At 62.6% G+C, this 23,471-nt stretch carries 21 protein-coding genes and 1 pseudogene; 9 read left to right on the top strand and 13 right to left on the bottom strand.

Features of this window, described 5'->3' with window-relative positions:
• Positions 1 to 12: 12 nt before the first annotated feature.
• On the bottom strand, positions 13 to 951 hold the full coding sequence (cpaB, locus tag QRN46_RS27900; RefSeq protein ID WP_011332291.1) for a Flp pilus assembly protein CpaB: 939 nt from the start codon (positions 949 to 951) through the stop codon (positions 13 to 15).
• Positions 952 to 1,288: 337 nt separating this feature from the next.
• Here cpaB and QRN46_RS27895 point away from each other — a divergent pair, with 337 nt between their 5' ends.
• The gene (locus QRN46_RS27895; RefSeq protein ID WP_041475130.1) at positions 1,289 to 1,489 is read left to right on the top strand and encodes a Flp family type IVb pilin; all 201 of its coding nucleotides are present in this window, start codon (positions 1,289 to 1,291) and stop codon (positions 1,487 to 1,489) included.
• A gap of 85 nt (positions 1,490 to 1,574) precedes the next feature.
• Entirely contained in the window at positions 1,575 to 1,982 is a 408-nt protein-coding gene (locus QRN46_RS27890) for a response regulator (protein ID WP_011332293.1), read from the top strand.
• Between the two features lie 509 nt (positions 1,983 to 2,491).
• Here QRN46_RS27890 and QRN46_RS27885 read toward each other — a convergent pair.
• From QRN46_RS27885 to QRN46_RS27870, 4 genes are all read right to left on the bottom strand, one after another.
• Positions 2,492 to 4,156: a ShlB/FhaC/HecB family hemolysin secretion/activation protein gene (locus QRN46_RS27885; protein WP_285358640.1), complete on the bottom strand. Its 1,665-nt coding sequence runs from the start codon at positions 4,154 to 4,156 to the stop codon at positions 2,492 to 2,494.
• Between the two features lie 134 nt (positions 4,157 to 4,290).
• Entirely contained in the window at positions 4,291 to 5,970 is a 1,680-nt protein-coding gene (locus QRN46_RS27880) for a collagen-like triple helix repeat-containing protein (protein WP_011332295.1), read from the bottom strand.
• A 306-nt stretch (positions 5,971 to 6,276) separates the two neighbouring features.
• Positions 6,277 to 7,131 (bottom strand): MaoC family dehydratase, encoded by an 855-nt coding sequence (locus QRN46_RS27875; RefSeq protein ID WP_011332296.1) that lies wholly within the window; start codon positions 7,129 to 7,131, stop codon positions 6,277 to 6,279.
• 2 nt (positions 7,132 to 7,133) lie between these two features.
• Positions 7,134 to 8,486 (bottom strand): 3-oxoacyl-ACP reductase, encoded by a 1,353-nt coding sequence (locus tag QRN46_RS27870; RefSeq protein WP_011332297.1) that lies wholly within the window; start codon positions 8,484 to 8,486, stop codon positions 7,134 to 7,136.
• Positions 8,487 to 8,663: 177 nt separating this feature from the next.
• Between QRN46_RS27870 and QRN46_RS27865 the strand changes: the two genes are divergently transcribed.
• Positions 8,664 to 9,941, top strand: a complete 1,278-nt coding sequence (locus QRN46_RS27865) for an acetyl-CoA C-acetyltransferase (RefSeq protein WP_285358637.1) — start codon at positions 8,664 to 8,666, stop codon at positions 9,939 to 9,941.
• Between the two features lie 215 nt (positions 9,942 to 10,156).
• Here QRN46_RS27865 and QRN46_RS29215 read toward each other — a convergent pair whose 3' ends face one another.
• Entirely contained in the window at positions 10,157 to 10,885 is a 729-nt protein-coding gene (locus QRN46_RS29215) for a methyl-accepting chemotaxis protein (RefSeq protein WP_371320909.1), read from the bottom strand.
• A 129-nt stretch (positions 10,886 to 11,014) separates the two neighbouring features.
• Positions 11,015 to 11,947 (bottom strand): annotated as a pseudogene (locus QRN46_RS29210) (cache domain-containing protein); the annotation flags it as partial.
• Positions 11,948 to 12,544: 597 nt separating this feature from the next.
• Between QRN46_RS29210 and QRN46_RS27855 the strand changes: the two are divergent.
• Together QRN46_RS27855 and QRN46_RS27850 are read left to right on the top strand one after the other, a co-directional pair.
• On the top strand, positions 12,545 to 13,441 hold the full coding sequence (locus QRN46_RS27855) for a PA4780 family RIO1-like protein kinase (RefSeq protein ID WP_011332300.1): 897 nt from the start codon (positions 12,545 to 12,547) through the stop codon (positions 13,439 to 13,441).
• Positions 13,442 to 13,497: 56 nt separating this feature from the next.
• Positions 13,498 to 14,715, top strand: coding sequence for an MFS transporter (locus QRN46_RS27850; RefSeq protein WP_201817349.1), 1,218 nt, complete (start codon positions 13,498 to 13,500; stop codon positions 14,713 to 14,715).
• Here the strand turns inward: QRN46_RS27850 and cueR are convergent.
• The 3 genes from cueR to QRN46_RS27835 all read right to left on the bottom strand — a co-directional run bounded on the left by cueR (position 14,669) and on the right by QRN46_RS27835 (position 17,933).
• Positions 14,669 to 15,082, bottom strand: a complete 414-nt coding sequence (cueR, locus tag QRN46_RS27845) for a Cu(I)-responsive transcriptional regulator (RefSeq protein ID WP_007958485.1) — start codon at positions 15,080 to 15,082, stop codon at positions 14,669 to 14,671. The genes QRN46_RS27850 and cueR overlap by 47 nt on opposite strands.
• Positions 15,079 to 17,472, bottom strand: coding sequence for a heavy metal translocating P-type ATPase (locus tag QRN46_RS27840; protein ID WP_285358628.1), 2,394 nt, complete (start codon positions 17,470 to 17,472; stop codon positions 15,079 to 15,081). Before QRN46_RS27840 ends, cueR begins: the two co-directional genes overlap by 4 nt.
• Positions 17,473 to 17,549: 77 nt before the next feature.
• Positions 17,550 to 17,933 carry a hypothetical protein gene (locus tag QRN46_RS27835; RefSeq protein ID WP_064379277.1) on the bottom strand — a complete coding sequence of 128 codons (384 nt, stop codon included), beginning with the start codon at positions 17,931 to 17,933 and terminating at the stop codon, positions 17,550 to 17,552.
• Between the two features lie 148 nt (positions 17,934 to 18,081).
• Here QRN46_RS27835 and QRN46_RS27830 point away from each other — a divergent pair, with 148 nt between their 5' ends.
• Positions 18,082 to 18,279, top strand: coding sequence for a heavy-metal-associated domain-containing protein (locus tag QRN46_RS27830; protein WP_285358625.1), 198 nt, complete (start codon positions 18,082 to 18,084; stop codon positions 18,277 to 18,279).
• Positions 18,280 to 18,395: 116 nt separating this feature from the next.
• Positions 18,396 to 19,598, top strand: a complete 1,203-nt coding sequence (locus QRN46_RS27825; RefSeq protein ID WP_285358622.1) for a multidrug effflux MFS transporter — start codon at positions 18,396 to 18,398, stop codon at positions 19,596 to 19,598.
• Positions 19,599 to 19,609: 11 nt separating this feature from the next.
• Here QRN46_RS27825 and QRN46_RS27820 read toward each other — a convergent pair whose 3' ends face one another.
• From QRN46_RS27820 to QRN46_RS27810, 3 genes are all read right to left on the bottom strand, one after another.
• Positions 19,610 to 19,783: a hypothetical protein gene (locus tag QRN46_RS27820; protein ID WP_011332306.1), complete on the bottom strand. Its 174-nt coding sequence runs from the start codon at positions 19,781 to 19,783 to the stop codon at positions 19,610 to 19,612.
• Between the two features lie 166 nt (positions 19,784 to 19,949).
• The gene (locus QRN46_RS27815; RefSeq protein ID WP_285358620.1) at positions 19,950 to 20,963 is read right to left on the bottom strand and encodes a zinc-binding alcohol dehydrogenase family protein; all 1,014 of its coding nucleotides are present in this window, start codon (positions 20,961 to 20,963) and stop codon (positions 19,950 to 19,952) included.
• Positions 20,964 to 20,994: 31 nt separating this feature from the next.
• Positions 20,995 to 21,288, bottom strand: coding sequence for a putative quinol monooxygenase (locus tag QRN46_RS27810; RefSeq protein ID WP_011332308.1), 294 nt, complete (start codon positions 21,286 to 21,288; stop codon positions 20,995 to 20,997).
• A 117-nt stretch (positions 21,289 to 21,405) separates the two neighbouring features.
• Here QRN46_RS27810 and vimR point away from each other — a divergent pair, with 117 nt between their 5' ends.
• Together vimR and QRN46_RS27800 are read left to right on the top strand one after the other, a co-directional pair.
• Entirely contained in the window at positions 21,406 to 22,335 is a 930-nt protein-coding gene (gene vimR / locus QRN46_RS27805) for a transcription regulator VimR (RefSeq protein ID WP_011332309.1), read from the top strand.
• A gap of 305 nt (positions 22,336 to 22,640) precedes the next feature.
• Positions 22,641 to 23,375: an ArsR/SmtB family transcription factor gene (locus QRN46_RS27800; RefSeq protein ID WP_011332310.1), complete on the top strand. Its 735-nt coding sequence runs from the start codon at positions 22,641 to 22,643 to the stop codon at positions 23,373 to 23,375.
• The last annotated feature ends 96 nt before the right edge of the window (positions 23,376 to 23,471 follow it).

Genomic DNA, 23,471 nt, shown 5'->3' with positions numbered 1-23,471 from the left:
TCCTTGCTCGATTCAGTGCGTGGGTTCGGCGGATTCGGTGCCGCGAATCACTTCCACGGCCGGTTTTCCTGGAACGGTCTGACTGGCGACCGCCATGGGTTTGGGTGGCGGTGTCAACGACAGTTGGCTGAACTCGATCAACTCGCGTCGAGGGCTGTCGAGGCCGGCGGCGACGTTGTTGTCGCCGGCCCAGTAGCGGGCCAGTTGTTGTTCGTCGGCGCTGCGCACGGCCAGCCGCAATACGCCGGCGCTGGAGGCCAGCATCAGGCGGTTGAGCAACGGCTCAGGCACCGCGAGCACCACGCTGCGGGCGGCGGCGCGCAGTTGTTCCTGCTTGAGTTTTTCTTCTTCGCTGTGGGCGGGACTGGCGGGCTGGCCGCTGTTGGTCAGGCCCATCTGACTGCCCACGCCCAGTACCCGCACGGCAGGCACCACCAGTTGGGCGGTCGGCTGCGGGTTGTTCTCATCCTTGCGCAAGAACAGCAGCACATCGACATAATCCCCCGGTGCCAGTTGGCCGCCGGCATTGATCACTTCATCCACCGCGACCGCCAGTGCGCGTTCGCCGGGACGGATCATCCGCGCCAGCGGGCTGCCGGCCTCGAAGCTTTCCTGGGTCAGCCAGGTGCCGGCGGACAGGGCGCGCCAGGGTGTGCGGCCGATCACCTGATCGACGCTGGCCAGGCTGCCGGCGGGGGCGGTGCGCAGTTTTTCCACGGTGACATCGGCGGCGGTGAGGGTCACGAACGGTGCGATATCGCGCACCAGCACCACCACCGGCTGGCGAGTCGGATCCTCCACCGGTGCCGGGGTGTCGACAGGGGTAGCAGGGGCGGCAACCACAGGTTCGGCAGCCGGGGCCTGGCGACTCAAGGTGAGCCCCCAGTAACCGGCGATGACGGCACCCAGCAGCAAGATGCCGGCCAGGCCCAGAGTGACGCGACTGTTCATGACGGCTCTCCCTTTCCCGCTGCGCTCTGTCTCTTGCAACAACCCGTGACGTCCAACGAGATAACTTCGCAATCAGGCAGCTATGAACGAGTAACTATTTCGCTATTTGACGGTAGCGCAGCCCGAACAAAATGCCATTACGCGGGCCGAAATATCCGCCGAAAGCAGGGGACTAAAGCGCCAAACATGGTTTTTTGCCGTTGTATGGGTCGCTAATACTTTGGTGTTAATCCGTTCTTACAGTTGTAGGTCCGGACATTGCCGACAATGCTGATGCTGGCACGGGGAAATCATGTTGCGAACGCATAACACCCGGTGCCTTCAAGGAGAATCAGTCATGTCCTTCGCAAAAAAAACCGTGCAGACAATCAAGTCCCAGATCACTTTTTACAAAGGCCTGGTCAAGGACACCGAAGGGGCGTCGGGTATCGAGTACGCGATCATCGCCGGTATGGTGGCGGTGGCGCTGGCCGCATTCGTGACACCGATCTCGACCGCCATTACCACGATGTTCAACACCATTCAGGCCGCACTCTGATCGGGTAGGCAGCCATGGCCGGCAACTTGCGAATGCGCCCAAGGGGTTCTAACGTCAGCGCTTAGTCCATCGCAGGAATCGCCCTATGTCTTTCTCCCATACGCCCCGCCAACAGTTGCTTCTGGTCGATGACGAGGAGGACGCACTGCTGGAACTGGCGGAGTTGCTGGAGGGGGAGGGCTTTGTCTGTCATACCGCGACCTCGGTGAAACTGGCCCTGCATCATTTGACCCGGCATCCCGATATCGCGCTGGTGATTACCGATCTGCGCATGCCGGAGGAAAGCGGCATGTCGCTGATAAAGCGATTGCGCGAACACACCTCGCGCCAGCATTTACCGGTGATTGTGACTTCCGGGCATGCGGACATGGAGGATGTGAGCGACATGCTGCGGTTGCAGGTACTGGATCTGTTTCGCAAGCCGATTTATCACGTTCGGTTGCTTGAGACGCTGGATAATCTGTTTCCCAAGCCTCGGGTGAATGTTTCTTGAGGGTTTGACTTGGCGGCCTTTGGGCCGACCATGTTGTTGGGGTTTTGGGTGAATATCCGTTTCTGCGGGTGCGCCTGCTGGCGGTTTCGCCCTTACGGCGACTCACTTTTTTGACAAACGCCCGGAGTGCCGGCCCAGTCAAAAAGTAAGCAAAAAAACGCTTGCTCCTGCGTTCGGCCCGCTCGCTGGGGCTCGGGGTTCCTTCGTTCCGGGTTTCATCCGGGGGCATCGCCTACGGTTTGCTTCGCTGCACCTCCTCTCGATGTGTTTGGCTTCGCCAAACGGTCGCTGCGCTCCCCCCCCCGGATGAATCCCTCCACTCAGCCTTCCGACGTCGCCCGTAGATCAAAAGCGGTACTCGAGCTAACGCTCATTGTGTTGAGTGGTGAGGAGCGATAAGCGATAAGCGAAAGCGGACTGCTTTTGTTTGATCGTTCCCACGCTCTGCGTGGGAATGCAGCCTGGGACGCTCTGCGTTCCGATCTGGGATTCGCCGGCGATCAAGCGGCTTACAACTGGTAACTGAAACTGATGCTGTAGCGTGGTCTGCGGTTGAACGTATCCAGCGCTTCATCGGACATCGCCTTGGCGGCTTCCAGGGCGATGTTGTAGTACTTGGCGTCACCGAATCTCAGGCCGAACGCCGCTGATGACAGGTTGTTGGCCTGCACCGGCAATTCATTGAACCAGCTGCGGGAGCGGTCGAGCACGAAGTACGGTTGCAGGATGCGCACCCAGTTGCCATCGCGGTTGAAGCTGTAGTTGATTTCGTAAGCCACGCCCCAGCCCTTGTCGCCGGACGCCTGGTCGTCGGGATAGCCGCGGCCGAAGTTCTGGCCGCCGAATACGGCGCGCTCGCTGTCGGGCAGGGTGTCGTCACTCCAATACAACGCGGCTGACACTACGCCTTGCCAGTTATCAAAGAACTTGTCGCTCTGCACCCCCGACAGACGCACCCGGAAAAAATCCAGGTCGATGGCGCTGTTGTTGGTGTGCGCTCCAAGGCTGTCGAAGCCTTGATACACCCCGCCACTGAGAATTCGCAGTTGCCGGGCATCGGCCTTGCGCCAGTCGCTTTCGAAGGCAAGTGCGCGGATGTCGGTGCGTTCTTCGACGCTCAGCGGGTAGCCGATGACGTTGTAACGGGTCTTGTCGTTGACCGCGTACAGGCGCGATCCGGCTGTCAGCAACTCATCCGAAGCGGCAATCAACGGCAGGCTGAAGCCGAGGGAGTAACGATCATTTTCGCGATGCGGCTTGAGTTCCAGACCGTTATTCAGCAGTACGTTGGTGCCGGGATCGGCCCGGTAGCGTGAGGCCGACAGGCTCAGTTGCGCACCTTCGTCGTTGATGAACTGGTTGTAGTCCAGCCGGTAGTAACGCTCATGGTCATCCCCCGGTGGAAACAGGCCGCTGAGGCTCAGCTGTTCGCCCATCGAGGTTTTTGAATTGCTGCTGATACCGAGCAAAGCCTGGGTGCCGTTGCGGTTGTCTTCGGTGGTGCTCAGGGTGCTGGTGAACGGTTTGCGGCTGGCCTGGGCGATCAGCGTGGTTGCGCCATCGGTGGTGCCGGGCGGTGGCACCTGGGCCTGAATCGTCACGCCGGGAATGCGGGTCATCAGTGTGGTGTAGCGCTCGAACGTCTTGCGTGTGAGAGGGCGCTCGGCCTGGAGCTTGGCGGCCAGTCGGTCGAGCAGGGCTTTGACCCGCCCCACGTCGCCCGCGATCTGCACGTCCCGGACATAGCCTTCCACCAGTACGACGCGCGCCACGCCGTCATTGAAGGTCTGCTGTGGCAGGAAGGCGTAGGACAGCAGATAGCCGTCCTGTTGATAACGTCGAGTGATCGTGCGGGTGGCTTCGATCAGGTCGGCGAGGCTGCTTTCACGACCGATCAGGGGTTTGTAGATTTCTGCCAGTTCATTCAGCGGATAAAGCGTGCCGCCCTCGATCTGCACGGTATTGAGTCGGATCTTCGTGCTCGTCATCAACGGCTCGGAGGCGCCGGGCTCCGGCACTTGCAGTGGCGCAGCACCCGGTCGATAGGCATCGGCGGGCAGGTTCGGCACCGGCAGGTTGCGGATCGTTTCGTTGCTGTTGAGAAAGCTCGGCAGGGTGTCGGCAAGGGCAGAGGAACTGAGACTGAGAAACAGCAGGGATGCCATAACGCGCATAGGACACTCCATGTTCAACCCCCGGCACCGGGCGGGTGTTCTCCTAAGAAAAAAGCGGAAGACTCGTGGGAATCTTCCGCCCTCAACCAAGCGTAGGCGCTGTAGGTTCGGCCGTCGAATCGGCCAGGTGCAATTTAGCGTTTGTTACCTCCCAATGCGCCGGTGAGACCACCGAGTACGCCGCCCAGACCTGCGCCGCTGCCGCCGTTGGTGGCGCCTGCGAGCGCTCCGCCGACGGTATTGACAGTGTTGCTGACGACGGTTGTTACAGGGGTCGTGGCCGGTGTACCCGCACCGCCGTTGAGCAGACCGCCGACGGCGGTTACCGTGCTGCCCACCGTGCCGACGGTACCACCGACTGCAGCGACTACCGGATTGGTTGTGGTGCCGGCGAGAGTGCCACCCAGATTGCTCACGGCGCCACCCACTTGCGCTGTGAGACCGGCTACAGGCCCGCCAAGCCCGGTTGTATTACCGACATTTTGCGTCAGGCTGGTCACTGCACTGGTCACAGGGCTCAGGCCTGCGCCGACGGCGTTGCCGACACTGGCCAGTGCCGTGGTGGGTGTGGTGATGGGGGTGCCGGAGCCACCCAGTGCGGTGTTGAGCGAAGCCACGGTGTTGCCTGTCGATACCAGCACATTGCCGGGTGCGCTCAGCGTAGTGTTGCCGGCTCCCAGACCGGCACCGACATTGGCCACGGCGCCACCGACCGTTTGCAGCAGACCGGTGCCGCCGAGACTGCCACCGATACCGCCCGAATTGCCACCCGTGCCGTTGGCTACCAGCCCGCCGGCCTTGCCAACTGTGGTGCCGACGTTGCTCAGCGCACCGCCGAGGGTGTTGGTAAGGGCATTGCCCTTGCCGGCCGCTGTCACGTTGTCACCGAGACCGTCCACGGTACCGCCGACTTTCTGGAGAACGCCGTTGAGGGGGGCACCAAGACCGGTGGTGCTCCCGAGTTTGTCGGTGGTGCTTTCAACCATGGCAATCACCGGCACCAGTTTCTGACTGACCTGGGTGGTGAGTCCGCCGAGCGGTCCGGTGGTCGTGGCGGTGCTGAGCGTGTCGCCAAGCATCGTGACTTTTTCGCCAACGCCGTCGAGTACCGGTGCCACTTTGGTCACCACCCCGCCGACTACCGGAATACTGCCGGTGGCGGTCGCCAGTTTGCCACTGACATCCGAAACACCGTTGCCAACATCCTGCACCACTCCGCCGACCGCCGAGGCGGTTACACCCACGCCATTCGGGGTGCTGGCCAGTTTGCCGATGCCATTGGACATACCATCACCCAGCGTGCCGACCACATTGCCAGCGGTATTGGCAACGCTCTGCACCACCCCTCCAACGACCGGGACCGTGCTGAGAGAGTCGCCCACCTGGCCGACACCATCGCCCACACCACTGACGGTGTTGCCGACATCCTGTACCAGGGTGGTCGTCACCAGCGTAGGGGTGGTGGGGTTGGTCGGGTTCGTTGGGTCAGTCGGATCAGTTGGATTGGTCGGGTCGGTACCGCCCGTGCCACCGGTTCCTCCGGTACCACCAGTGCCAGCCGTGCCACCAGTCCCGGTCCCGCCGGTTCCACCCGTACCACCGGTGTTGCCCGTTCCACCTGTTCCGCCAGTCCCGGCTGTGTCACCCGTGCCTCCGGTTGCGCCCGTACCACCACTGCCCGCGGCGGCGCTGTCCGGGGAGGAGCTGCCGGAACTGCTGTGATGACCGCCACCGCCGCTGCTGCAGCCGGCCAGGCTCAGGGAAAGAATCAATGTCAGCGCTGTTGCCGATTTGCACCACTCTTGAGTTTTCATGTTGGGTATTCCTTGCACCTGTCACAACGTTCGTTGACTTCGATGGCCCGCCGATTCTGTTGCCGGCAATGCCTTCGTCCGTTGTGCTCATATCAGTCGCAAGGCCGGATCCACGCCATTCTCAAGTTGGTATTAACGCCTTTATGCAGGGGGCTGCGAGTGCCGCCTAACGACTAATACCGAGGATATAGGCGCGCAAAAAAAAGCCTTGAAAATCAAGGCTGGTTATTGGCGAAGAAGATGTACGCGGCGCGGGAAAACTTTAGTGATATATACACAATTGAGCAGGTTTTCCCGGCCTCGATGTCAGGCTACCGGCTGCCAGTTGCCCACCATGTGCTCCAGATCCCCGGCGCCGATCAGGCGTAACTCACCGCTGGAACCGGCCGCGCTGGCGAACAGACTCACCTCGCTCGGCAGCCGCACCGGTTTGCGAAAGTGCACGGTGACCTCAAGGTTGGCCTTGGGCAGATGATCCGCCAGTGCCGCCAGTGTGCGCGCCTTGTTCCACAAACCGTGGGCGATGGCTGTAGGGAAACCGAACAACTTGGCGCTGGCGGCACTCAGGTGGATCGGGTTGTAGTCGCCGGAGACTTTCGCGTACTGCCGGCCGATGTCCGCCGGCGCCTTCCACTGCGCCACTTGCGCGAGGGGCAGCGTCGGCTCCCAGGCCCGTTCGACCGGTTCACCTTCAAGCTTCACGCCGCGACAGAGCATTTGGCTTTCGGCTTCCCACAACGGCCCGAGTTGATCGTCGAGGGTGGTCAGCAGATCGAAGGTCGCGCCCTTCGGATGCGGTTGCAGGTTATGCACCCGGACGCTGACTTGCGCGCGACTGATCCCGCCCATTGGCCGCAATATGCGGATGCGGTTGCTCAGATGAATCAGCCCCAGCAGCGGGAACGGAAACTCTTTGGCGGTCAGCAATTGCATCTGCAGGGCGAACGCCAGGATATGCGGATAGGTCGGCGGCAGCAGACCGTCATCGGCGAAACCGCAGACCTTGCGATACGCCGCCAGACGTTTGCCCTCCACCTCGACGGCGCAACGCAAACCGCTGTCGGGCAGGGTGGTGCCGGTGATTTTGCGTCGGGTCGCCGCCCGGGCATACAGCCCCGGCAGACTCGGCTCGTGGTGCAGCGTATGCCATTCGATGGTCATGGTCAGGCTCCCAGAACGCTTTGGCCGCACACCCGCAGCGCTTGTCCGGTGAACGCGCCGGTGCCCGGTTGGGCCAGCCAGGCCACGGCTTCGGCGACGTCTTGCGGCAGGCCGCCCTGGCCCAGCGAACTCATGCGCCGCCCGGCTTCACGCAGGCCGAACGGAATGTGCGCAGTCATCTGGGTCTCGATGAACCCCGGCGCCACGGCGTTGATGCTGATGCCACGTTCCAGCAACGTCGGCGCCCAGGCCTGGGCCAGCCCGATCAGTCCGGCCTTGCTCGCCGCGTAATTGGTCTGCCCGCGATTACCGGCGATGCCGCTGATCGACGCCAGCAGAATCACCCGGGCGTTATCGCGCAAGGTGCCGCTGTCGAGCAGGGCCTTGGTCAGTACTTGCGGGGCGTTGAGATTGACCGCCAGCACCGCGTCCCAGAATTCCGGGGTCATGTTGGCAAGGGTCTTGTCGCGGGTGATGCCGGCGTTGTGCACCAGAATGTCGAGGCCGTCCGGCAGCTGTTCGATCAGTTGCGCAGCGGCGTCTTCGGCGCAGATGTCGAGGGTAATGGCGCGACCGCCGAGGCGAGCCGCCAGGGCTTCGAGATCGGTCTTGGCTGGCGGTACGTCGAGCAGGATCACCTCGGCGCCGTCGCGAGCCAGAGTTTCGGCAATCGAGGCGCCGATGCCGCGAGCCGCACCGGTGACCAGCGCCTTGCGCCCGGCCAGTGGGCGCGTCCAGTCGGTCACTGGCGTGGCGCAAGGGTTCAGGCGAATCACTTGCCCGGAGACGAAGGCGCTTTTCGGCGAGAGGAAAAACCGCAGCGGCCCTTCGAGCTGATCCTCGGCACCTTCGCCGACGTAGATCAGTTGCAGCGTGCCGCCGCTGCGCAGCTCCTTGGCCAGCGAGCGCGAGAAGCCTTCAAGCGCCCGTTGTACGCTGGCAGAAAACGGGTCACGCAGGGTTTCCGGGGCGCGACCGAGGATTACCAGATGCGCGCTGCTGTCGAGGTTCTTCATCAACGGCTGGAAAAATTCACGCAGTTGCTTGAGCTGGTCGGTGTGCTGCAGATCGCTGGCGTCGAACACCACGGCCTTGAGTTTCGGGCCATGTCCGGGAATCCATTGAGTGGCAGACGCAGGCTGATCGCCGTAGCGATAAATGGCATCGGTCAGCCGATTGGCGAATGCACTGACCCGCTCGGCCAGCGGCCCGCCGCCGATCAGCAGCGCACCCTCCACTGGCCGCAGGCGCCCGGCCTGCCAGCGTTCCAGCCGCACCGGCGACGGCAGGCCCAGAGCTCCGACCAGACGGTGGCCGATGGACGAGTTGGCGAAGTCGATATAGCGGTCAGACATGGAACGCTCTCCAGAAGATGGGGTTCAAAGTGTGGACTGCGAAGGGCAATCAATCGTTCGATCCACGCAATAAGGCCTACGCTAGAACAGCAGAGTAGTTTGCCCTCGGCGCTTTTGTGGCCCGACCGGGTTTTCAGCGCTCGATTTTCAGACCGGATATTTCACAAGGAGCATTTCATGAGTCAGCTGCGCCGCGTCGCGATCATTGGTGGCAACCGTATTCCGTTCGCCCGCTCCAACGGGCCGTATGCCACCGCGAGCAATCAGGTGATGCTCACCGCCGCCCTCGAAGGCCTGATCGAACGCTACAACCTGCACGGCCAGCGCATCGGCGAAGTGGTCGCAGGGGCGGTGCTGAAATTGTCACGGGATATGAACCTGACCCGCGAGTGCGTGCTTGGCTCACGCCTGTCACCGGCCACCCCGGCCTACGACATTCAGCAGGCCTGCGGAACCGGCCTGGAAGCGGCGTTGCTGGTGGCGAACAAGATTGCCCTCGGCCAGATTGATTGCGGTATTGCCGGCGGCGTCGACACCACGTCGGACGCGCCGATCAGCGTCAGCGAAGGCCTGCGCAAGATCCTGCTGCAAGCCAACCGCGCCAAGACCACCGGCGACAAGCTCAAGACCTTTCTGCAATTGCGCCCGAAACACCTGATCCCCGAATTCCCGCGCAACGGCGAACCGCGCACCGGCCTGTCGATGGGCGAGCACTGCGAGTTGATGGCGCAGACCTGGAACATTCCCCGCGAAGAACAGGATCAACTGGCCTTCGAAAGCCACCACAAACTGGCGGCGTCCTACAGCGAAGGCTGGCACAACGACCTGATGACCCCGTTCCTCGGCCTGACCCGCGACAACAACCTGCGCCCGGACCTGACCCTGGAAAAACTCGCGACCCTGAAGCCGGCCTTCGAGAAAAGCGCCAAGGGCACGCTGACCGCCGGCAACTCCACGCCGCTGACCGATGGCGCCTCGGTGGTGTTGCTGGGTAGTGAAGAGTGGGCGAAGGAGCGTGGTCTGCCAATCCTTGCGTATCTGCGCGACGGCGAAGCAGCGGCGGTGGATTTCGTCAACGGCGCCGAAGGGCTGCTGATGGCTCCGGTCTATGCGGTGCCACGCCTGCTGGCACGCAATGGGCTGACCTTGCAGGACTTCGACTACTACGAAATCCACGAGGCCTTTGCTGCGCAGGTGTTGTGCACGTTGAAGGCCTGGGAAGATCCGGAATACTGCAAGACCCGGCTCGGGCTGGACGCGCCGTTGGGGGGGATTGATCGTAGCCGCTTGAACGTCAAGGGCAGCTCACTGGCGGCGGGGCATCCGTTTGCCGCGACGGGCGGGCGGATCGTGGCGAACCTGGCGAAGTTGCTGGATGCGGCGGGGCAGGGGCGGGGGTTGATTTCGATTTGTGCGGCTGGCGGACAGGGTGTGACGGCGATCATCGAGCGCTAGAAGAGCAAAAGCTTGCCCTCACCCTAACCCTCTCCCGGAGGGAGAGGGGACTGATTGGGGGATATTGGAGAGGTTCACCGACGTGAGAGATTGGTTATGAATCCATAATCGACACTTTTTTTCAGGTCGATGTATGACGCAAGACAACTCGGTCGGCTCCCTCTCCCTCCGGGAGAGGGCTGGGGTGAGGGCGCTTTTCAAGCTGCCCCCCAATCTCAAGTCCGGAACCGCCGCACCAACCCATCCAGCTCATTCGACAACCCCGCCAGACTCTGCGAATCCAGCCGCGCCGAATTCGCCAGTTCCGCCACCAACTGCGCATCACCATGAATCTGGCTGATGTGCCGATTGATGTCCTCAGCCACCTGATGCTGCTCTTCCGCCGCCGTAGCAATCTGCGTGTTCATATCGCGAATCACATCCACCGACTCACGAATCTGACCAAAGCTCTCCCGCGCTTCGCCGATGCGTGCCACCGATTGCTGCGACACATCGAGGCTGGCGCGCATTTGCTGGGTCACCGCGCTGGTGCGCTTGGCCAGGTTGCCCAGCAGCCCGTCGATTTCCGCCGTCGAATCCGCCGTGCGTTTGGCCAGTGCGCGAACCTCGTCGGCCACTACCGCAAAACCACGCCCCTGCTCACCGGCCCGCGCTGCTTCGATGGCCGCGTTGAGCGCCAGCAGGTTGGTCTGTTCGGCGATGGAGCGGATGGTGCCGAGGATCGACTGGATGTCGTTGCTGTCGCGCTCGAGTTGCTGCATCGACTGCGCCGATTGCTCCAGCTCCTGGCTCAGTTGATCGACGCTGTGCACCGCCGCATCGATCTGCTGCTGACCTTCGCGGGCCTGGCGCTGGCCGCTGTCGGCCGACTCCGCCGCCTGGCTGCACGAGCGGGCGACTTCGTTGGCGGTGGCGACCATTTCGTGGAACGCGGTCGAGACCATGTCCACCGCTTCGCGCTGGCGCCCGGCCGCTTCGGCCATGTCGCCGGAGACCCGGGTCGAGCTCTGCGAAGTGGCGAGGATTTTCCCGGCCGCGCCGCCGATGTGCTGGATCAGACTGCGGATCGCGGTAAGGAACTGGTTGAACCAGTTGGCCAGTTGCGCGGTTTCGTCGCTGCCACGGATGTCGAGGTTCTTGGTCAGGTCGCCTTCGCCCTGGGCGATGCCTTCCAGACCGCTGGCCACGCTGCGGATCGGCCGCACGATCAGGCTGGCGAAACTGGCGCCGACCACCGCGAAGAACACCGCCAGCACGGCAGCGATGATTGCGATCAGCCAGGTGAGTTTAGTGGCCGAGCTCATCACGTCGTTCTGTTTGATCAGGCCGATGAAGGTCCAGCCCAGTTGCTCAGAGGGCCAGACATTGGCCATGTAGCGCTCGCCGTTGAGCTCGATGTCAACCAGGCCTTTGCCGGCCTTGGCCAGTTGCGCGTAGCCGTCGCCGAGGCTGTCGAGTCGTTTGAAGTTGTGCTCCGGTTGCTTCGGGTCGACCAGCACCGTGCCGGTGTTTTCCATCAGCATCAGATAACCGCTTTCGCCGAGCTTGATCTGTTTGACGATCTCGGTCAGCTGCTTGAGCGACACGTCAATGTTGACCACGCCACCCTGGGCACCCAACTGGTTGGCGACCGCGCGCACGGTGCTGACCAGTACCGCGTCATCGCCGGCCCAGTAGTAGGCTTCGGTGCGCAGGGTCTTGCCCGGGTTGGCCATGGCGGTCTTGTACCAGGGGCGGGTGCGCGGGTCGTAGTTGGCCATCTTCGGATCGCCCGGCCAGAAGGCATAGCCGCCGCTGTTCAATCCATAGGACACGTAGGAGTAGGCCGGGTGGGATTTGGCCAGCCCCTCGAACAGTGCAAACAGTTGTTTGTCGATCTCGCCATCCGAGGTGTCGGAAGCGTTGGCGCTCATGCGGCTGCGCACGCTGCCGTCGGCGTTTTTGACCAATGGTTGCGCCGCCAGGTAATCGACGTTCTGGCTGATGCCGTCGAAAAACAGCTGCATGGCATTGCTGACCTGACGGATCTCGCGCCCGCTGCTGTCGACAAAATCGTCCCGGGCATCGCTGCGCAGGTTCAGTACCACCAGCGTGGCGACCAGCACCACGGGCAAGCAGGCGATGATTGCAAACGCCCAGGTCAACTTCTGTTTGATGTTCATCCGCGCTCCAGATTTTCTTGTAGGCCCACGCAGTGCAGATGACTCGCGGTTATTGGCAGCCGAAAAACCTATTTCTCACCCGTTTCCTTGGGTGCGACATCGACATTTTTTTGGGAACGATTGTCGGACAAATTCCTCTGTCACAGAGGAATTCGGCCGCACGAGAGGGAAATTGAGGCCGGCAGAGAAAATTCTTACGAGCTGTGTGCAGCGGGATGTCAGATTCTGTCGCAAATGCCCTCAAGTCCTGTCTCCAACAACTTCGGCAGCCTCGGCTATGATTCGCAGCGGTCGATAAAGAGGCGGATCGGCCCGGTTTATCCGGCACAGTGTGTGCATCTTCAGGTTCACAGGTCGGCAACCCCTCCCCGCGATGCGAGGATTGCCGTATAACGAGTGACATTCGCGTGTTTGGTAATAAAGGACCCACAATAAAAGCTGATGAAGACTCCAAAACGCATTGAACCCCTGATCGAGGACGGTCTGGTCGACGAAGTGCTGCGTCCACTCATGAGTGGCAAAGAAGCAGCTGTTTATGTGGTGCGCTGCGGCAATCAGTTACGTTGCGCAAAGGTCTACAAGGAGGCGAACAAACGCAGTTTCCGCCAGGCGGCCGAGTATCAGGAAGGCCGCAAGGTTCGCAACAGCCGACAGGCCCGGGCCATGGCCAAGGGTTCCAAGTTCGGGCGCAAGGAAGCCGAAGACGCTTGGCAGAACGCCGAAGTCGCGGCGCTGTTCCGCCTCGCCAACGCCGGAGTGCGTGTGCCCAAGCCGTACGACTTCCTCGAGGGCGTGCTGCTGATGGAGCTGGTGGCCGACGAATACGGCGATGCCGCGCCGCGTCTGAACGACGTGGTGCTGGAGCCGGATCAGGCCCGCGAATATCACGCGTTCCTGATTTCGCAGATCGTGCTGATGTTGTGTACCGGTCTGGTGCACGGTGACCTCTCCGAGTTCAACGTGCTGCTGACGCCAACCGGCCCGGTCATCATCGACCTGCCGCAAGCGGTGGACGCCGCCGGCAACAACCACGCGTTCAGCATGCTCGAGCGTGACGTCGGCAACATGGCTTCGTACTTCGGTCGCTTCGCCCCGGAGTTGAAGAAGACCAAATACGCCAAGGAAATGTGGGCGCTGTACGAAGCGGGTACGTTGCACCCGGCCAGCGTGCTGACCGGCGAGTTCGACGATCCCGAGGACCTGGCCGATGTCGGCGGGGTGCTGCGCGAGATCGAAGCGGCGCGTCTGGATGAGGAGCGCAAGCAAGCCATTCGCGCGGCGGACGACGAGCCCAAGGGCAAGTCCGACGAACCGCCTCCGCCACCGTGGATGCAGTGAGCATCTGAAAAAGAAAACCCGGCTTCGGCCGGGTTTTACACATTCAAGGATTGATTGTGACCACCATTTCCCGCAATTCCCGGCTGATCATCACGGCCCGGCTGATTTCCGATTTCGGCGCTTTCCTGAACATGGTTGCGCTGGCCACTTATGTCTACCTGCTGAGCAACAGCGCGATGAGCGTGGGGATTTTTCTCGCCAGTCGCGTGGGCGGCGGAATCTTTGCGAGTCTGATCGGCACCGCGTTCTATCGTCGATGCAGTGGCCGTCTGCCGTTGATGGCCTTCGATCTGCTGCGCGCCGCTGTGCTCGGGCTGTTGCTGATCGTGCCGGTCAGTCAGCAGGCGTTGTTGCTGCCGCTGATCGCGTTCGGCCTGGGCTTTGGCAATTCGATGTTCGCCATCGGCCTCAACAGCCAGTTGCCGCGCTTGATCGAGCCGGCGCAGTTGCTCAAGACCAATGCCTGGATCACGTCCGCCTCGTCCATGGCGATGGTCGGCGGCAGTCTGGTGTCCGGGTTGTTGGTTGCGGGGTTTGGTTTTGAAACGGTGTTCGCGCTGAACGCGGTGACCTATCTGCTGGCGGCAGTGTTGATTGCGCCGCTGCGGTTCAGTGCACCTGAGCCGGTGGCCGAATCAAGCGATGAGCGCAGCGAATGGTCAGCGTTGGTCCAGGGCTTGCGCAGCGCTCCGGTGGTGGCGGCGATGCTGGCGGTGACCATGGCCGACACCCTTGGCAGCGCTGCGCACAACGTCGGTTTTCCGATCATCTCCAAACTGCTGACGCCGGACTCGGCCAGCACCACGCTGGGCCTGATGCTTGCGGTGTGGGCCGCCGGCAAACTGCTCGGCGCGCGGATCGCCAGTCGCCTGAACGGCTCGGAAAACGTTCATCTCGAGCGCCGCTATTTCGGTGGCGTGCTGCTGATGTCCTGCGGTTTCATCCTGATGTTCCAGCAGCACAGCGTCGTCGGTCTGTTGCTGTTTTCGCTGCCGGCCGGACTGGGCGACGGATTCTCGGAAGTCGGTCTGATGTCACGCCTGCAACGGGAGCCGGAGCCCTTGCGCCTGCCGATCTTCAGTTTCCTGACGCTGTTGCAGATGACCGGATTCGGCGTCGGCATGCTGATCGCCGCACCGTTCTATGAGTGGTGGGCGCCGGGTGCCGTGGTGCTGCTGTTCCACGGCATTCCCCTCGCCACAGTGCTGTCGATGAAAATCCTGCTGCTCAGGCGCGCGCGGGTTGCGCGCAGCAGCCCGACGCCAGTTCCTTGAGGATCGGACAGTCCGGGCGATGGTCGCCGTGGCAGTGCTCGACCAGATCCTGCAGGGTGTCGCGCAGTTCGCCGAGTTCGCGGATCTTCTGATTCAGCTCGTCGATGTGCTGGCGGGCCAGGGCCTTCACATCGGCGCTGGCGCGCTGGCGATCCTGCCAGAGGGTCAGCAGCTTGCCGACTTCCTCCAGCGAAAAGCCCAGGTCCCGCGAACGCTTGATGAATGCCAGCGTGTGCAGGTCATCGTCGCCGTAGACGCGATAGCCGCTGTCGGTGCGATGGGCAGCCTTGAGCAGACCGATCGACTCGTAATAACGGATCATCTTCGCGCTCAGGCCACTGTGGCGGGCCGCTTGGCCGATGTTCATCGGTTGTCCTCCAGATCCTCGGGTTTCCAGGTTTTCAACAGTAGCGCATTGCTCACCACGCTGACGCTCGACAGGGCCATCGCCGCACCGGCCAGCACCGGATTGAGGAAGCCGAACGCCGCCAGCGGAATGCCGATCAGGTTGTAGACGAAGGCCCAGAACAGGTTCTGGCGGATCTTCGCATAGGTCTTGCGGCTGATCTCCAGCGCGGCCGGCACCAGCCGCGGATCGCCGCGCATCAGGGTGATGCCGGCGGCGTGCATCGCCACGTCGGTGCCGCCGCCCATGGCGATGCCGATGTTGGCAGCGGCCAGTGCCGGGGCGTCGTTGATGCCGTCGCCGACCATGGCCACGACGCCGGTTTTTTTCAGCTCGGCGACGGTGGCGGCTTTCTCCGCTGGCAGCACTTCGGCATGGACGTTTTCGATGCCCAGCGCTTCGGCGACCACCCTGGCGCTGCCGCGGTTGTCGCCGGTCAGCAGGTGGCTGTGGATGTGCTGGGCGGCCAGTTGTTGCACCGCGTGCAGCGCGCCTGGCTTGAGGGTGTCGCCGAAGGCGAACAGGCCGAGTACGCGGGGCGCCGGACTTTGCTCGATCAGCCAGGACAGCGTTCGACCCTCGGTTTCCCAAGCCTTTGCGGACTCGCTCAGGTCTCCGGCATTCAGACCGCTTTCTTCCAGCAAGCGCCGGTTGCCCAGGGCCCGGCGCCGACCATCGAGGCTGCCGGCGATGCCGCGCCCGGGCAGGGACTGGCTGTCGCTGACATCGGGCACCGTCAGATTGCGCTCGCTACAGGCATCCAGTACAGCTTTGGCCAGCGGATGTTCGCTGCCGCGTTGCAGCGCGCCGGCGGCTGTCAGCAGGGCGTTTTCGTCACCGTCGACTGCACTGAAATGTGCGATGCGTGGCGTGCCGGAGGTCAGGGTGCCGGTCTTGTCGAACACCACGGCGCTGACTTCATGGGCACGTTCCAGTGCTTCGGCGTCCTTGATCAGAATTCCGTGCCGCGCGGCCACGCCAGTGCCGGCCATGATCGCGGTGGGTGTCGCCAGACCGAGGGCACAAGGGCAGGCGATCACCAGCACCGCGACGGCGTTGATCAGCGCGGTTTCCAGCGGCGCGCCGTACAGCCACCAGCCGATCAGCGTGGCCAGGGCCAGCAGCAGAACCGTCGGCACGAACACCTGACTGACTTTATCCACCAGTTTCTGGATCGGTGCTTTCGCGGCCTGGGCGTCCTCCACCAGACGGATGATCCGCGCCAGCACGCTTTCCGCGCCGAGCGCCGTGGTGCTCACCAGCAAGCGGCCTTCGCCGTTGATCGCCCCGCCGGTGACCTTGTCGCCCGGTTGTTTGGGCACCGGCAGGCTTTCGCCGCTGATCAACGCTTCGTCGGCATGGCTCTGGCCTTCCAGCACTTCGCCGTCCACCGGGAAACGTTCGCCGGGTTTGACCAGTACGAGGTCACCGAGGCGCAGGGCGCTGATAGCGACGTCCTGTTCGCGGCCATCGATGACTTGAATTGCCCGCTCTGGCCGCAACGCTTCCAGAGCACGGATGGCGCTGGCGGTCTGGCGTTTGGCACGGCTTTCCAGGTATTTGCCAAGCAGCACCAGCGCGATGACCACTGCCGAGGCCTCGAAATACAGGTGCGGCATGCGCCCGGCGGCGGTGGCCCACTCATAGAGACTCAGGCCGTATCCGGCGCTGGTCCCCAGCGCTACCAGCAAGTCCATGTTGCCGGCCCCGGCGCGTACGGCTTTCCAAGCGGCGACGTAGAAGCGTGCGCCGAAGATGAATTGCACCGGGGTGGCGAGGGCGAATTGCGCCCAGGCCGGGAGCATCCAGTGAATGCCGAACGGTTGCAGCAGCATCGGCAGCACCAACGGCAAGGCGAGGGCGATGGCGCAGATCAACGCCCAGCGCTCATGGTTCAGGCGTTGCTGGCGATTGTCTGTTTGCGGGTGTTCGAGTTCGAAGAGACTGGCCGAATAGCCGGCCTTGCTCACGGCGGCGATCAGGGTTTGCGGGTCGACCGCGCCGAGCAATTCGAGGTGGGCGCGTTCATTGGCGAGATTGACGCTGACGCTTTTCACCCCCGCAACCTTGTTCAGGGCGCGTTCGACGCGACCGACGCAGGAGGCGCAGGTCATGCCGTCGATGTTCAATTCCACGGTTTGCTGCGGCACGCTGTAACCGGCGCGTTCGACCGCCTCCATCAACGCCGGCAGGCTGTCGCCGGGGGCCTGCACCCGGGCCTGTTCGGTGGCGAGGTTGACGCTGACGGCACTGGCGCCGCTGACTTTGCTCAACGCCCGCTCGACACGGCCGGCGCAACTGGCGCAGGTCATGCCGCTGATGGGCAGATCGAACGTGATGGAATCGGACATCGGTCTTACTCCCTGTAGAAGAGGTCTACAGGATCAACCTTGCCATGCTGGCAAGGTCAAGCGCCAATCCGAAAGTGTCAGTAACCGAGGCCGGTCGGCTTGAGGTACATGCCTTCCTGGTTCATCGCGATGCGGAATTTCAGGATGTCACCGGCATGCAGTTTTATCTCCTGCGAGCCCGGCGCGAGCATGCCCGGGTTGCAGCCCGGCATTTGCCCCGGCAGCAGCTTCAGGCGCAGCGACACATTGCCCGGCGGCAGGTTGAACGAGGTGCTTTGCTCCTGGAACAGGCGCGCCGACAGTTGATCCTGAATGTAAACGCCGATTTCGCAGGAAGTCGCGACTTCCAGGCGCTCGCGGGAAATGATCAGCACCCCGTAATCTTCCCCGGCGGCCTGCACCGAAGGGATTGCGGCAAAAAGGCTGAGTACGCCAAACAGGCTGAAAGCTGACCAGCGCATGGCTGAATCTCCTGAATTCAAGTCATTGATGCACGCAGCTTGGCCGAGCGCGGCGCCGATTGCCAGCCCGGCAGTTTTTTGCAGAACTTGACCTTGCCATCGTGGCAAGCCCGAAACTGCCGGCAACCTCACTCAAAGGAGTCATTCCATGCAAGTGTTCACTGTTGAAGGCATGTCCTGCGGTCACTGTGTCAAAGCCGTCACTCAGGCGGTGCAGAGCAAGGATCCGGCCGCCAGCGTGCGGGTCGATCTGGCGGGGAAGGAGGTCGGCGTCGAAAGTGCGCTGAGTGCCGAGCAGGTGATCGAGGCGATCAGCGAAGAAGGCTACGCCATCAAACTCGCCTGATCTTTTTAATAGTTAGCGAGCTACCGGAATGTTCAAGGCGTCCTCGCGCGGCTAGACTGTCGGGCTGCATAGTCAGTCCGACTGCCCAACCAACCGCCGCCCGAACTGGACGCCTGATGAACTTCCGTACCCTTCTGATTCTCGGTGCCCTGACCGCTTTTGGTCCGTTGGCGATCGACTTCTATCTACCCGCCTTTCCCACCATGGCGCTGGCGTTCGGCACCGATGAGAAAGACGTTCAGCTGACGCTGTCGGCTTACTTCTTTGGTCTGTCCATTGGTCAACTGGCTTACGGGCCGGTGGCGGATCGTTTCGGACGGCGGATTCCGTTGCTGATCGGTCTGACGCTGTTCACGCTGGCGTCAGTGGCCTGCGCCTACGCGCCGAACCTGGAGTGGCTGATCGGAGCGCGGCTTGTGCAGGCGCTGGGCGGTTGCGCGGGGATGGTGATTGCCCGGGCGGTGGTCAGCGACAAGTGCGATGCGGTGGGTTCGGCAAAAGTCTTCTCGCAACTGATGCTGGTGATGGGGCTGGCACCGATTCTGGCGCCGATGCTCGGCGGTCTGCTGGTCAACACCACGGGCTGGCAGTCGATCTTCCTGGTGCTGACAGCGTTCAGTGCCCTCGCCGGGCTGGCGGTGGCCCTCGGCCTGCCGGAAAGTCTGCCGGCGCATGTTCCGCGTCAGCCGTTGTCCGGTGCCCTGCGTCAGTACGGCCGGCTGCTGGCCGATCCGGTCTACATGGGGCATGCCCTGACCGGCGGCATCGCCATTGCCGGGATGTTTGCCTACATCGCCGGCTCCCCGTTCATTTTCATCAAGCTGTATGGCGTACCGGCCGAGCATTTCGGCTGGCTGTTCGGCACCAACGCGGCCGGGTTCATTCTGGTCGCACAGGTCAATGCGCGCCTGCTGGCCAAGCGCGGTCCGGCCTTTCTGCTGTCACGGGCGGTCTGGGTTTACCTGGCCGCCGGGCTGACGCTGTTCGCGGTCAGCGCCTTGCACACCGAGGCCCTGTGGCCACTGCTGATCCCGTTGTTCATCTGCGTGGCCAGCCTTGGTTGCATCAGCCCCAATGCGGCGGCGTGTGCGATGAACGGGCAGGGCGGTCGCGCCGGCAGTGCTTCAGCGTTGCTCGGCAGCATGCAATTCAGCGTCGCCGCCGGGGCTTCGGCGCTGGTGGGCATCCTGCACGATGGCAGCGCCGTGCCGATGGCCATGGTCATCAGCCTGTGCGGTCTGTTGGTCGTCTGCGCGGCGACACTCACCCGGCGCATGCAGAATGCCCGGGCGCTGGCAAAGGCGCAGGCTGAAATCTAAAGAAGAAAGCCTCAGCCGACAGCGCGTTGCTGGCCAAGGTCGGGAATCTGGTGGGGCGCGCAGATACGCGCTTCGAGGGTGCGAGTGAAGGCGCGGGCCTCGGCCTCACTGCGGAAGGTCACGGCGTGCTGGTCGAGACGAACTTGCCATTGGGACTTTGCCACTTCTTTTATCAGGATCTTCATTGCTGACCTCCCGGACGTAAAAGATTGCATCGCAGAGGACTCGATTGTAGTCCTGAATACGATCGCAATTGTGACAAGGGTCAAGCATCTGACTGACGGCAAAACGCGACCGCAGCCCCCGAGCCAGCCACATCGGAGGCTGGAGAAGGCTGCGGTCTCGCGAGTTTTAGAAACCTTCTAAAACAATTTTCCCCTTGGCCTTGCCGCTTTCCAGCAATTCATGGGAACGGCGCAGGTTGCTTGCGTTGATTGTGCCGAAGTGTTCGCCGACTGTGGTTTTCAACGTTCCGCTGTCGATCAGCCCGGCCACCCGGTTGAGCAGTTTGTGCTGCTCGATCATGTCCGGCGTTTCGAACAGCGAGCGGGTGTACATGAACTCCCAGTGCAGCGACAGGCTCTTGCGCTTGAGCTTGGTCACGTCCAGCGCCTTCGGATCGTCGATCAGCGCCAGTTTGCCTTGCGGCGCCAGGGCCTCGACCAGTTGATCCAGATGTTGTTCGGTCTGGGTCAGGCTGGCGACATGGGTCACGTGAGTGACACCGGTGCGTTTCAGTTCCTCGCTCAGCGGCTGACTGTGATCGATCACCAGATCAGCGCCCAGCTCCGTCACCCAGTCACGGGTCTCCGGGCGGGAGGCGGTGCCGATCACCTTGAGTCCGGTCAACTGGCTGGCCAGTTGGGTGAGGATCGAACCGACGCCGCCGGCCGCGCCGACGATCAGCAGGCTCTGGTCTTCATCGGTGTTGCCTTCGCGAATCTGTAGCCGTTCAAACAACAGCTCCCAGGCCGTGATCGCAGTCAGCGGCAGGGCGGCGGCTTCGGCGAAGCCGAGGGTTTTCGGCATGTGGCCGACAATCCGCTCATCCACCACGTGCAATTCGCTGTTGCCACCGGCCCGGGCGATGGAGCCGGCGTAGAACACCTTGTCGCCGGCCTTGAACAGGGTCACTTCACTGCCGACCGACTTGACCACACCAGCCACGTCCCAACCCAGCACCTTGGCGGCGCCGCCTTCCGGCGCGACGTTCTGGCGAACCTTGGTGTCGACCGGGTTGACCGAAATCGCTTTGACTTCGACGAGCAAGTCGCGCGGGCCGGCAACCGGCTCCGGCAGTTCGATGTCTTGCAGGGATTTTTCGTCGCTGATCGGGAGCGAGGCGTAATAGGCGATAGCTTTCATGGAGAACTCCGAAAGTGAATAAAGGAAGGCTTCAGGCGATGACGCGCAGACGCTTGAGTTCGAAGTGTTCGAGGAACGCCTCGGCCTGGCTGCGGAAATGCTGGATATGGGCGCTGGCATCGTGGGCTTGCAGGGCTTCGTCGCTGGCCCACTGCTCAATCATGTAGAAGGCCAGCGGATTGGCCAGGTCCTGGTGCAGTTCGTACTGACCGCAACCGGCTTCGGCGCGGGTCGGTTCAATCAGGGCGCGCAGGTGCTGTTCGAGGGCGTCCTGCTGGCCAGGTCGGGCAATCAGGGTGGCGATGGCGGTGAAAGGCTGGGACATGTTCGACTCCGGGACGGGATGAATTCGATGGATGGCATGATTGGCTATTTCTGCCGGAGATAAAACCGGCTAAAAGAGCAGTCTCTTTCAATATTTTTTTGATAATCGGGGCTGGGAATGCTGCGTTTCGATGACTTGCAGTTGTTTGTCCGGGCGGCGGATCTGGGCAGCCTGTCGGCGGCGGCTCGGGTGATGGACCTGTCCGCCGCTGTGGCCAGTGCCGCGCTCAAACGTATAGAACAGCAACTGGGCGCGCGGCTGTTGGCACGCTCCACTCGCAGTTTGCGGCTGACGGCCGAAGGCGAGGGGTTTCTCGAGTACGCCCGGGCGGCGCTGAGCAACCTCGATGAGGGTCGGCGTCTGCTGGCCAGCGGGCAGGATCAGGTCAGCGGGATTCTGCAGCTGTCGGCGCCTTCGGATTTCGGTCGCAACCTGCTGTTGCCGTGGCTCGACGATTTTCAGCACGAACACCCGAAGCTGACGGTACGTCTGCTGCTGGGTGACCGCATCGCTGATCTGTTTCGCCAGCCGGTAGACATCGCCTTGCGCTACGGCGAGCCGGAGGATTCGAGCCTGGTGGCGTTGCCGATTGCCCCGCACAACCGACGGGTACTGTGCGCATCCCCCGCCTACCTGGCCAGGCACGGCGAGCCGCTGCATCTGGAACAACTCGCGCAGCACAACTGCCTGCTGTACATGCTCGGCGGCCGGGTACATGACCATTGGAGTTTTCATGACGGCAGGCGCGAGGTCGGCCTGACCGTCAGTGGCGACCGCTTCAGTGACGACGCCGATGTGGTTCGCCTGTGGGCGGTGGCGGGAGCCGGCATCGCTTACAAGTCCTGGCTCGATGTGGCCGGTGATGTGCTGGCGGGACGGCTGAAAGTGCTGTTGCCGGAGTTGCTCTGCGAACGCGCTCCGCTGAATCTGCTGTGCGCCCATCGCGCACAATTGAGTAAGCCGGTGAACCTTCTGAGGGAAATGCTCGCCAGTCGTTGCGCCGAATTGAGTAGCCGATTTCCCGTTTTCACGGAGACTGATCATTAGTCGCAGGTAAATAGCGAAATTTCTCTCAGGAACAATCACCAGCCACGGGCGCTCCGGCAGAGGACGCAGCGAGCAACCCGCTTATACTAGCGGCCGCCTGATGCCCGTACCAAAAGGCCGATGCGAGAACGATCAGACCGCAACCGTCCGGGTAGGGACGAGGGTTGCGACATTGCTGCGGTTTTCTCGCTGCGGCGCGCTGCCTCGCTTCGGCTCAAGGTCTTTTGCGCGCCTTGGCCGACGACTGATTACTGGTCAAGATGTCTATGAGCTGTAGACGATACGATTCAACAGGGAGTGAATAGATGGAACATGCACCTTGCATCAGCCAGATCGCCACGTTGCTGGCCGATCCCAAACGCAGCGCAATGATGTGGGCGCTCATGGATGGCTCGGCGCGGCAGACCGAGGAACTGGCGTTGCTGGCGGGGCTTTCTCCGTCGTCAGCCAGTGCGCATCTGGGGCGCTTGTCCGCTGGCGGTCTGTTGAAGGTCGAGGCGCGCGGCCGCAAACGCTTCTTCCGCCTGGCGGCGCCCGAAATCGGTGCGGCCATCGAAGCCCTGGCCAGCGCCACTCTGGCCAGCGCTCCGCGAGAAATCCCTGCCGTGTTCAAGCGTGCCTCGCCGGCCGTCAGACCCCAGGCCGCCCCCTCGTCACTGCTGCGCGCCCGGTTTTGCGACGACCATCTGGGGGGAACGCTGGCCGCCGACCTGTACCAGCGACTGCTCGACGCCGGCTGGATCGAGCAGCTTGAAAACCGGGTGGTCGTGACGCACAAAGGCTCGACACAATTGGCTGGGCGCGGTGTGTACATCCAGGCGCTGGCCCATCGCAACGTCCAGGTGGCGTGTGCCTGCCCGGACTGGAGCGAGCGTCGCCCGCACATGGGCGGATCACTGGGGGCGGCATTGCTGCAGTTGTTCATGCAGTCGGGGTGGCTGGTGCTGCCCAACGATTCCCGTGCCCTGCAATTGACGGCGGCGGGCCAGCGGGAAATTCATCGATTTGCCTGTGAAACCGAGCTGGAAATGGCGTTGTAGAGCGTTCTCTTCCACTGATGTGCTACTGGCGTCGCCAACGGCTGCGAACACGTCGCATCTGGCACAGGCGCGCAACCGCTATCGCGCACACTCGAT

The sequence above is a fragment of the Pseudomonas sp. lyk4-R2A-10 genome (assembly GCF_030209075.1).
In the GTDB taxonomy this organism is placed as follows: domain Bacteria; phylum Pseudomonadota; class Gammaproteobacteria; order Pseudomonadales; family Pseudomonadaceae; genus Aquipseudomonas; species Aquipseudomonas glycinae.
This window is presented reverse-complemented; position numbering and strand designations above follow the sequence as displayed.

What these genes read in the sequence shown, in the direction of transcription:
- QRN46_RS27885 (WP_285358640.1), bottom strand. Translation starts at nt 4,156, where the DNA reads ATGCGCGTTATGGCATCCCTGCTGTTTCTCAGTCTCAGTTCCTCTGCC.
- QRN46_RS27890 (WP_011332293.1), top strand. Translation starts at nt 1,575, where the DNA reads ATGTCTTTCTCCCATACGCCCCGCCAACAGTTGCTTCTGGTCGATGAC.
- QRN46_RS27820 (WP_011332306.1), bottom strand. Translation starts at nt 19,783, where the DNA reads ATGAAGATCCTGATAAAAGAAGTGGCAAAGTCCCAATGGCAAGTTCGT.
- QRN46_RS27865 (WP_285358637.1), top strand. Translation starts at nt 8,664, where the DNA reads ATGAGTCAGCTGCGCCGCGTCGCGATCATTGGTGGCAACCGTATTCCG.
- QRN46_RS27895 (WP_041475130.1), top strand. Translation starts at nt 1,289, where the DNA reads ATGTCCTTCGCAAAAAAAACCGTGCAGACAATCAAGTCCCAGATCACT.
- vimR (WP_011332309.1), top strand. Translation starts at nt 21,406, where the DNA reads ATGCTGCGTTTCGATGACTTGCAGTTGTTTGTCCGGGCGGCGGATCTG.
- QRN46_RS27815 (WP_285358620.1), bottom strand. Translation starts at nt 20,963, where the DNA reads ATGAAAGCTATCGCCTATTACGCCTCGCTCCCGATCAGCGACGAAAAA.
- QRN46_RS27835 (WP_064379277.1), bottom strand. Translation starts at nt 17,933, where the DNA reads ATGCGCTGGTCAGCTTTCAGCCTGTTTGGCGTACTCAGCCTTTTTGCC.
- QRN46_RS27800 (WP_011332310.1), top strand. Translation starts at nt 22,641, where the DNA reads ATGGAACATGCACCTTGCATCAGCCAGATCGCCACGTTGCTGGCCGAT.
- QRN46_RS27810 (WP_011332308.1), bottom strand. Translation starts at nt 21,288, where the DNA reads ATGTCCCAGCCTTTCACCGCCATCGCCACCCTGATTGCCCGACCTGGC.
- QRN46_RS27830 (WP_285358625.1), top strand. Translation starts at nt 18,082, where the DNA reads ATGCAAGTGTTCACTGTTGAAGGCATGTCCTGCGGTCACTGTGTCAAA.
- QRN46_RS29215 (WP_371320909.1), bottom strand. Translation starts at nt 10,885, where the DNA reads ATGGTCTCGACCGCGTTCCACGAAATGGTCGCCACCGCCAACGAAGTC.
- cueR (WP_007958485.1), bottom strand. Translation starts at nt 15,082, where the DNA reads ATGAACATCGGCCAAGCGGCCCGCCACAGTGGCCTGAGCGCGAAGATG.
- QRN46_RS27840 (WP_285358628.1), bottom strand. Translation starts at nt 17,472, where the DNA reads ATGTCCGATTCCATCACGTTCGATCTGCCCATCAGCGGCATGACCTGC.
- QRN46_RS27825 (WP_285358622.1), top strand. Translation starts at nt 18,396, where the DNA reads ATGAACTTCCGTACCCTTCTGATTCTCGGTGCCCTGACCGCTTTTGGT.
- QRN46_RS27875 (WP_011332296.1), bottom strand. Translation starts at nt 7,131, where the DNA reads ATGACCATCGAATGGCATACGCTGCACCACGAGCCGAGTCTGCCGGGG.
- cpaB (WP_011332291.1), bottom strand. Translation starts at nt 951, where the DNA reads ATGAACAGTCGCGTCACTCTGGGCCTGGCCGGCATCTTGCTGCTGGGT.
- QRN46_RS27880 (WP_011332295.1), bottom strand. Translation starts at nt 5,970, where the DNA reads ATGAAAACTCAAGAGTGGTGCAAATCGGCAACAGCGCTGACATTGATT.
- QRN46_RS27870 (WP_011332297.1), bottom strand. Translation starts at nt 8,486, where the DNA reads ATGTCTGACCGCTATATCGACTTCGCCAACTCGTCCATCGGCCACCGT.
- QRN46_RS27855 (WP_011332300.1), top strand. Translation starts at nt 12,545, where the DNA reads ATGAAGACTCCAAAACGCATTGAACCCCTGATCGAGGACGGTCTGGTC.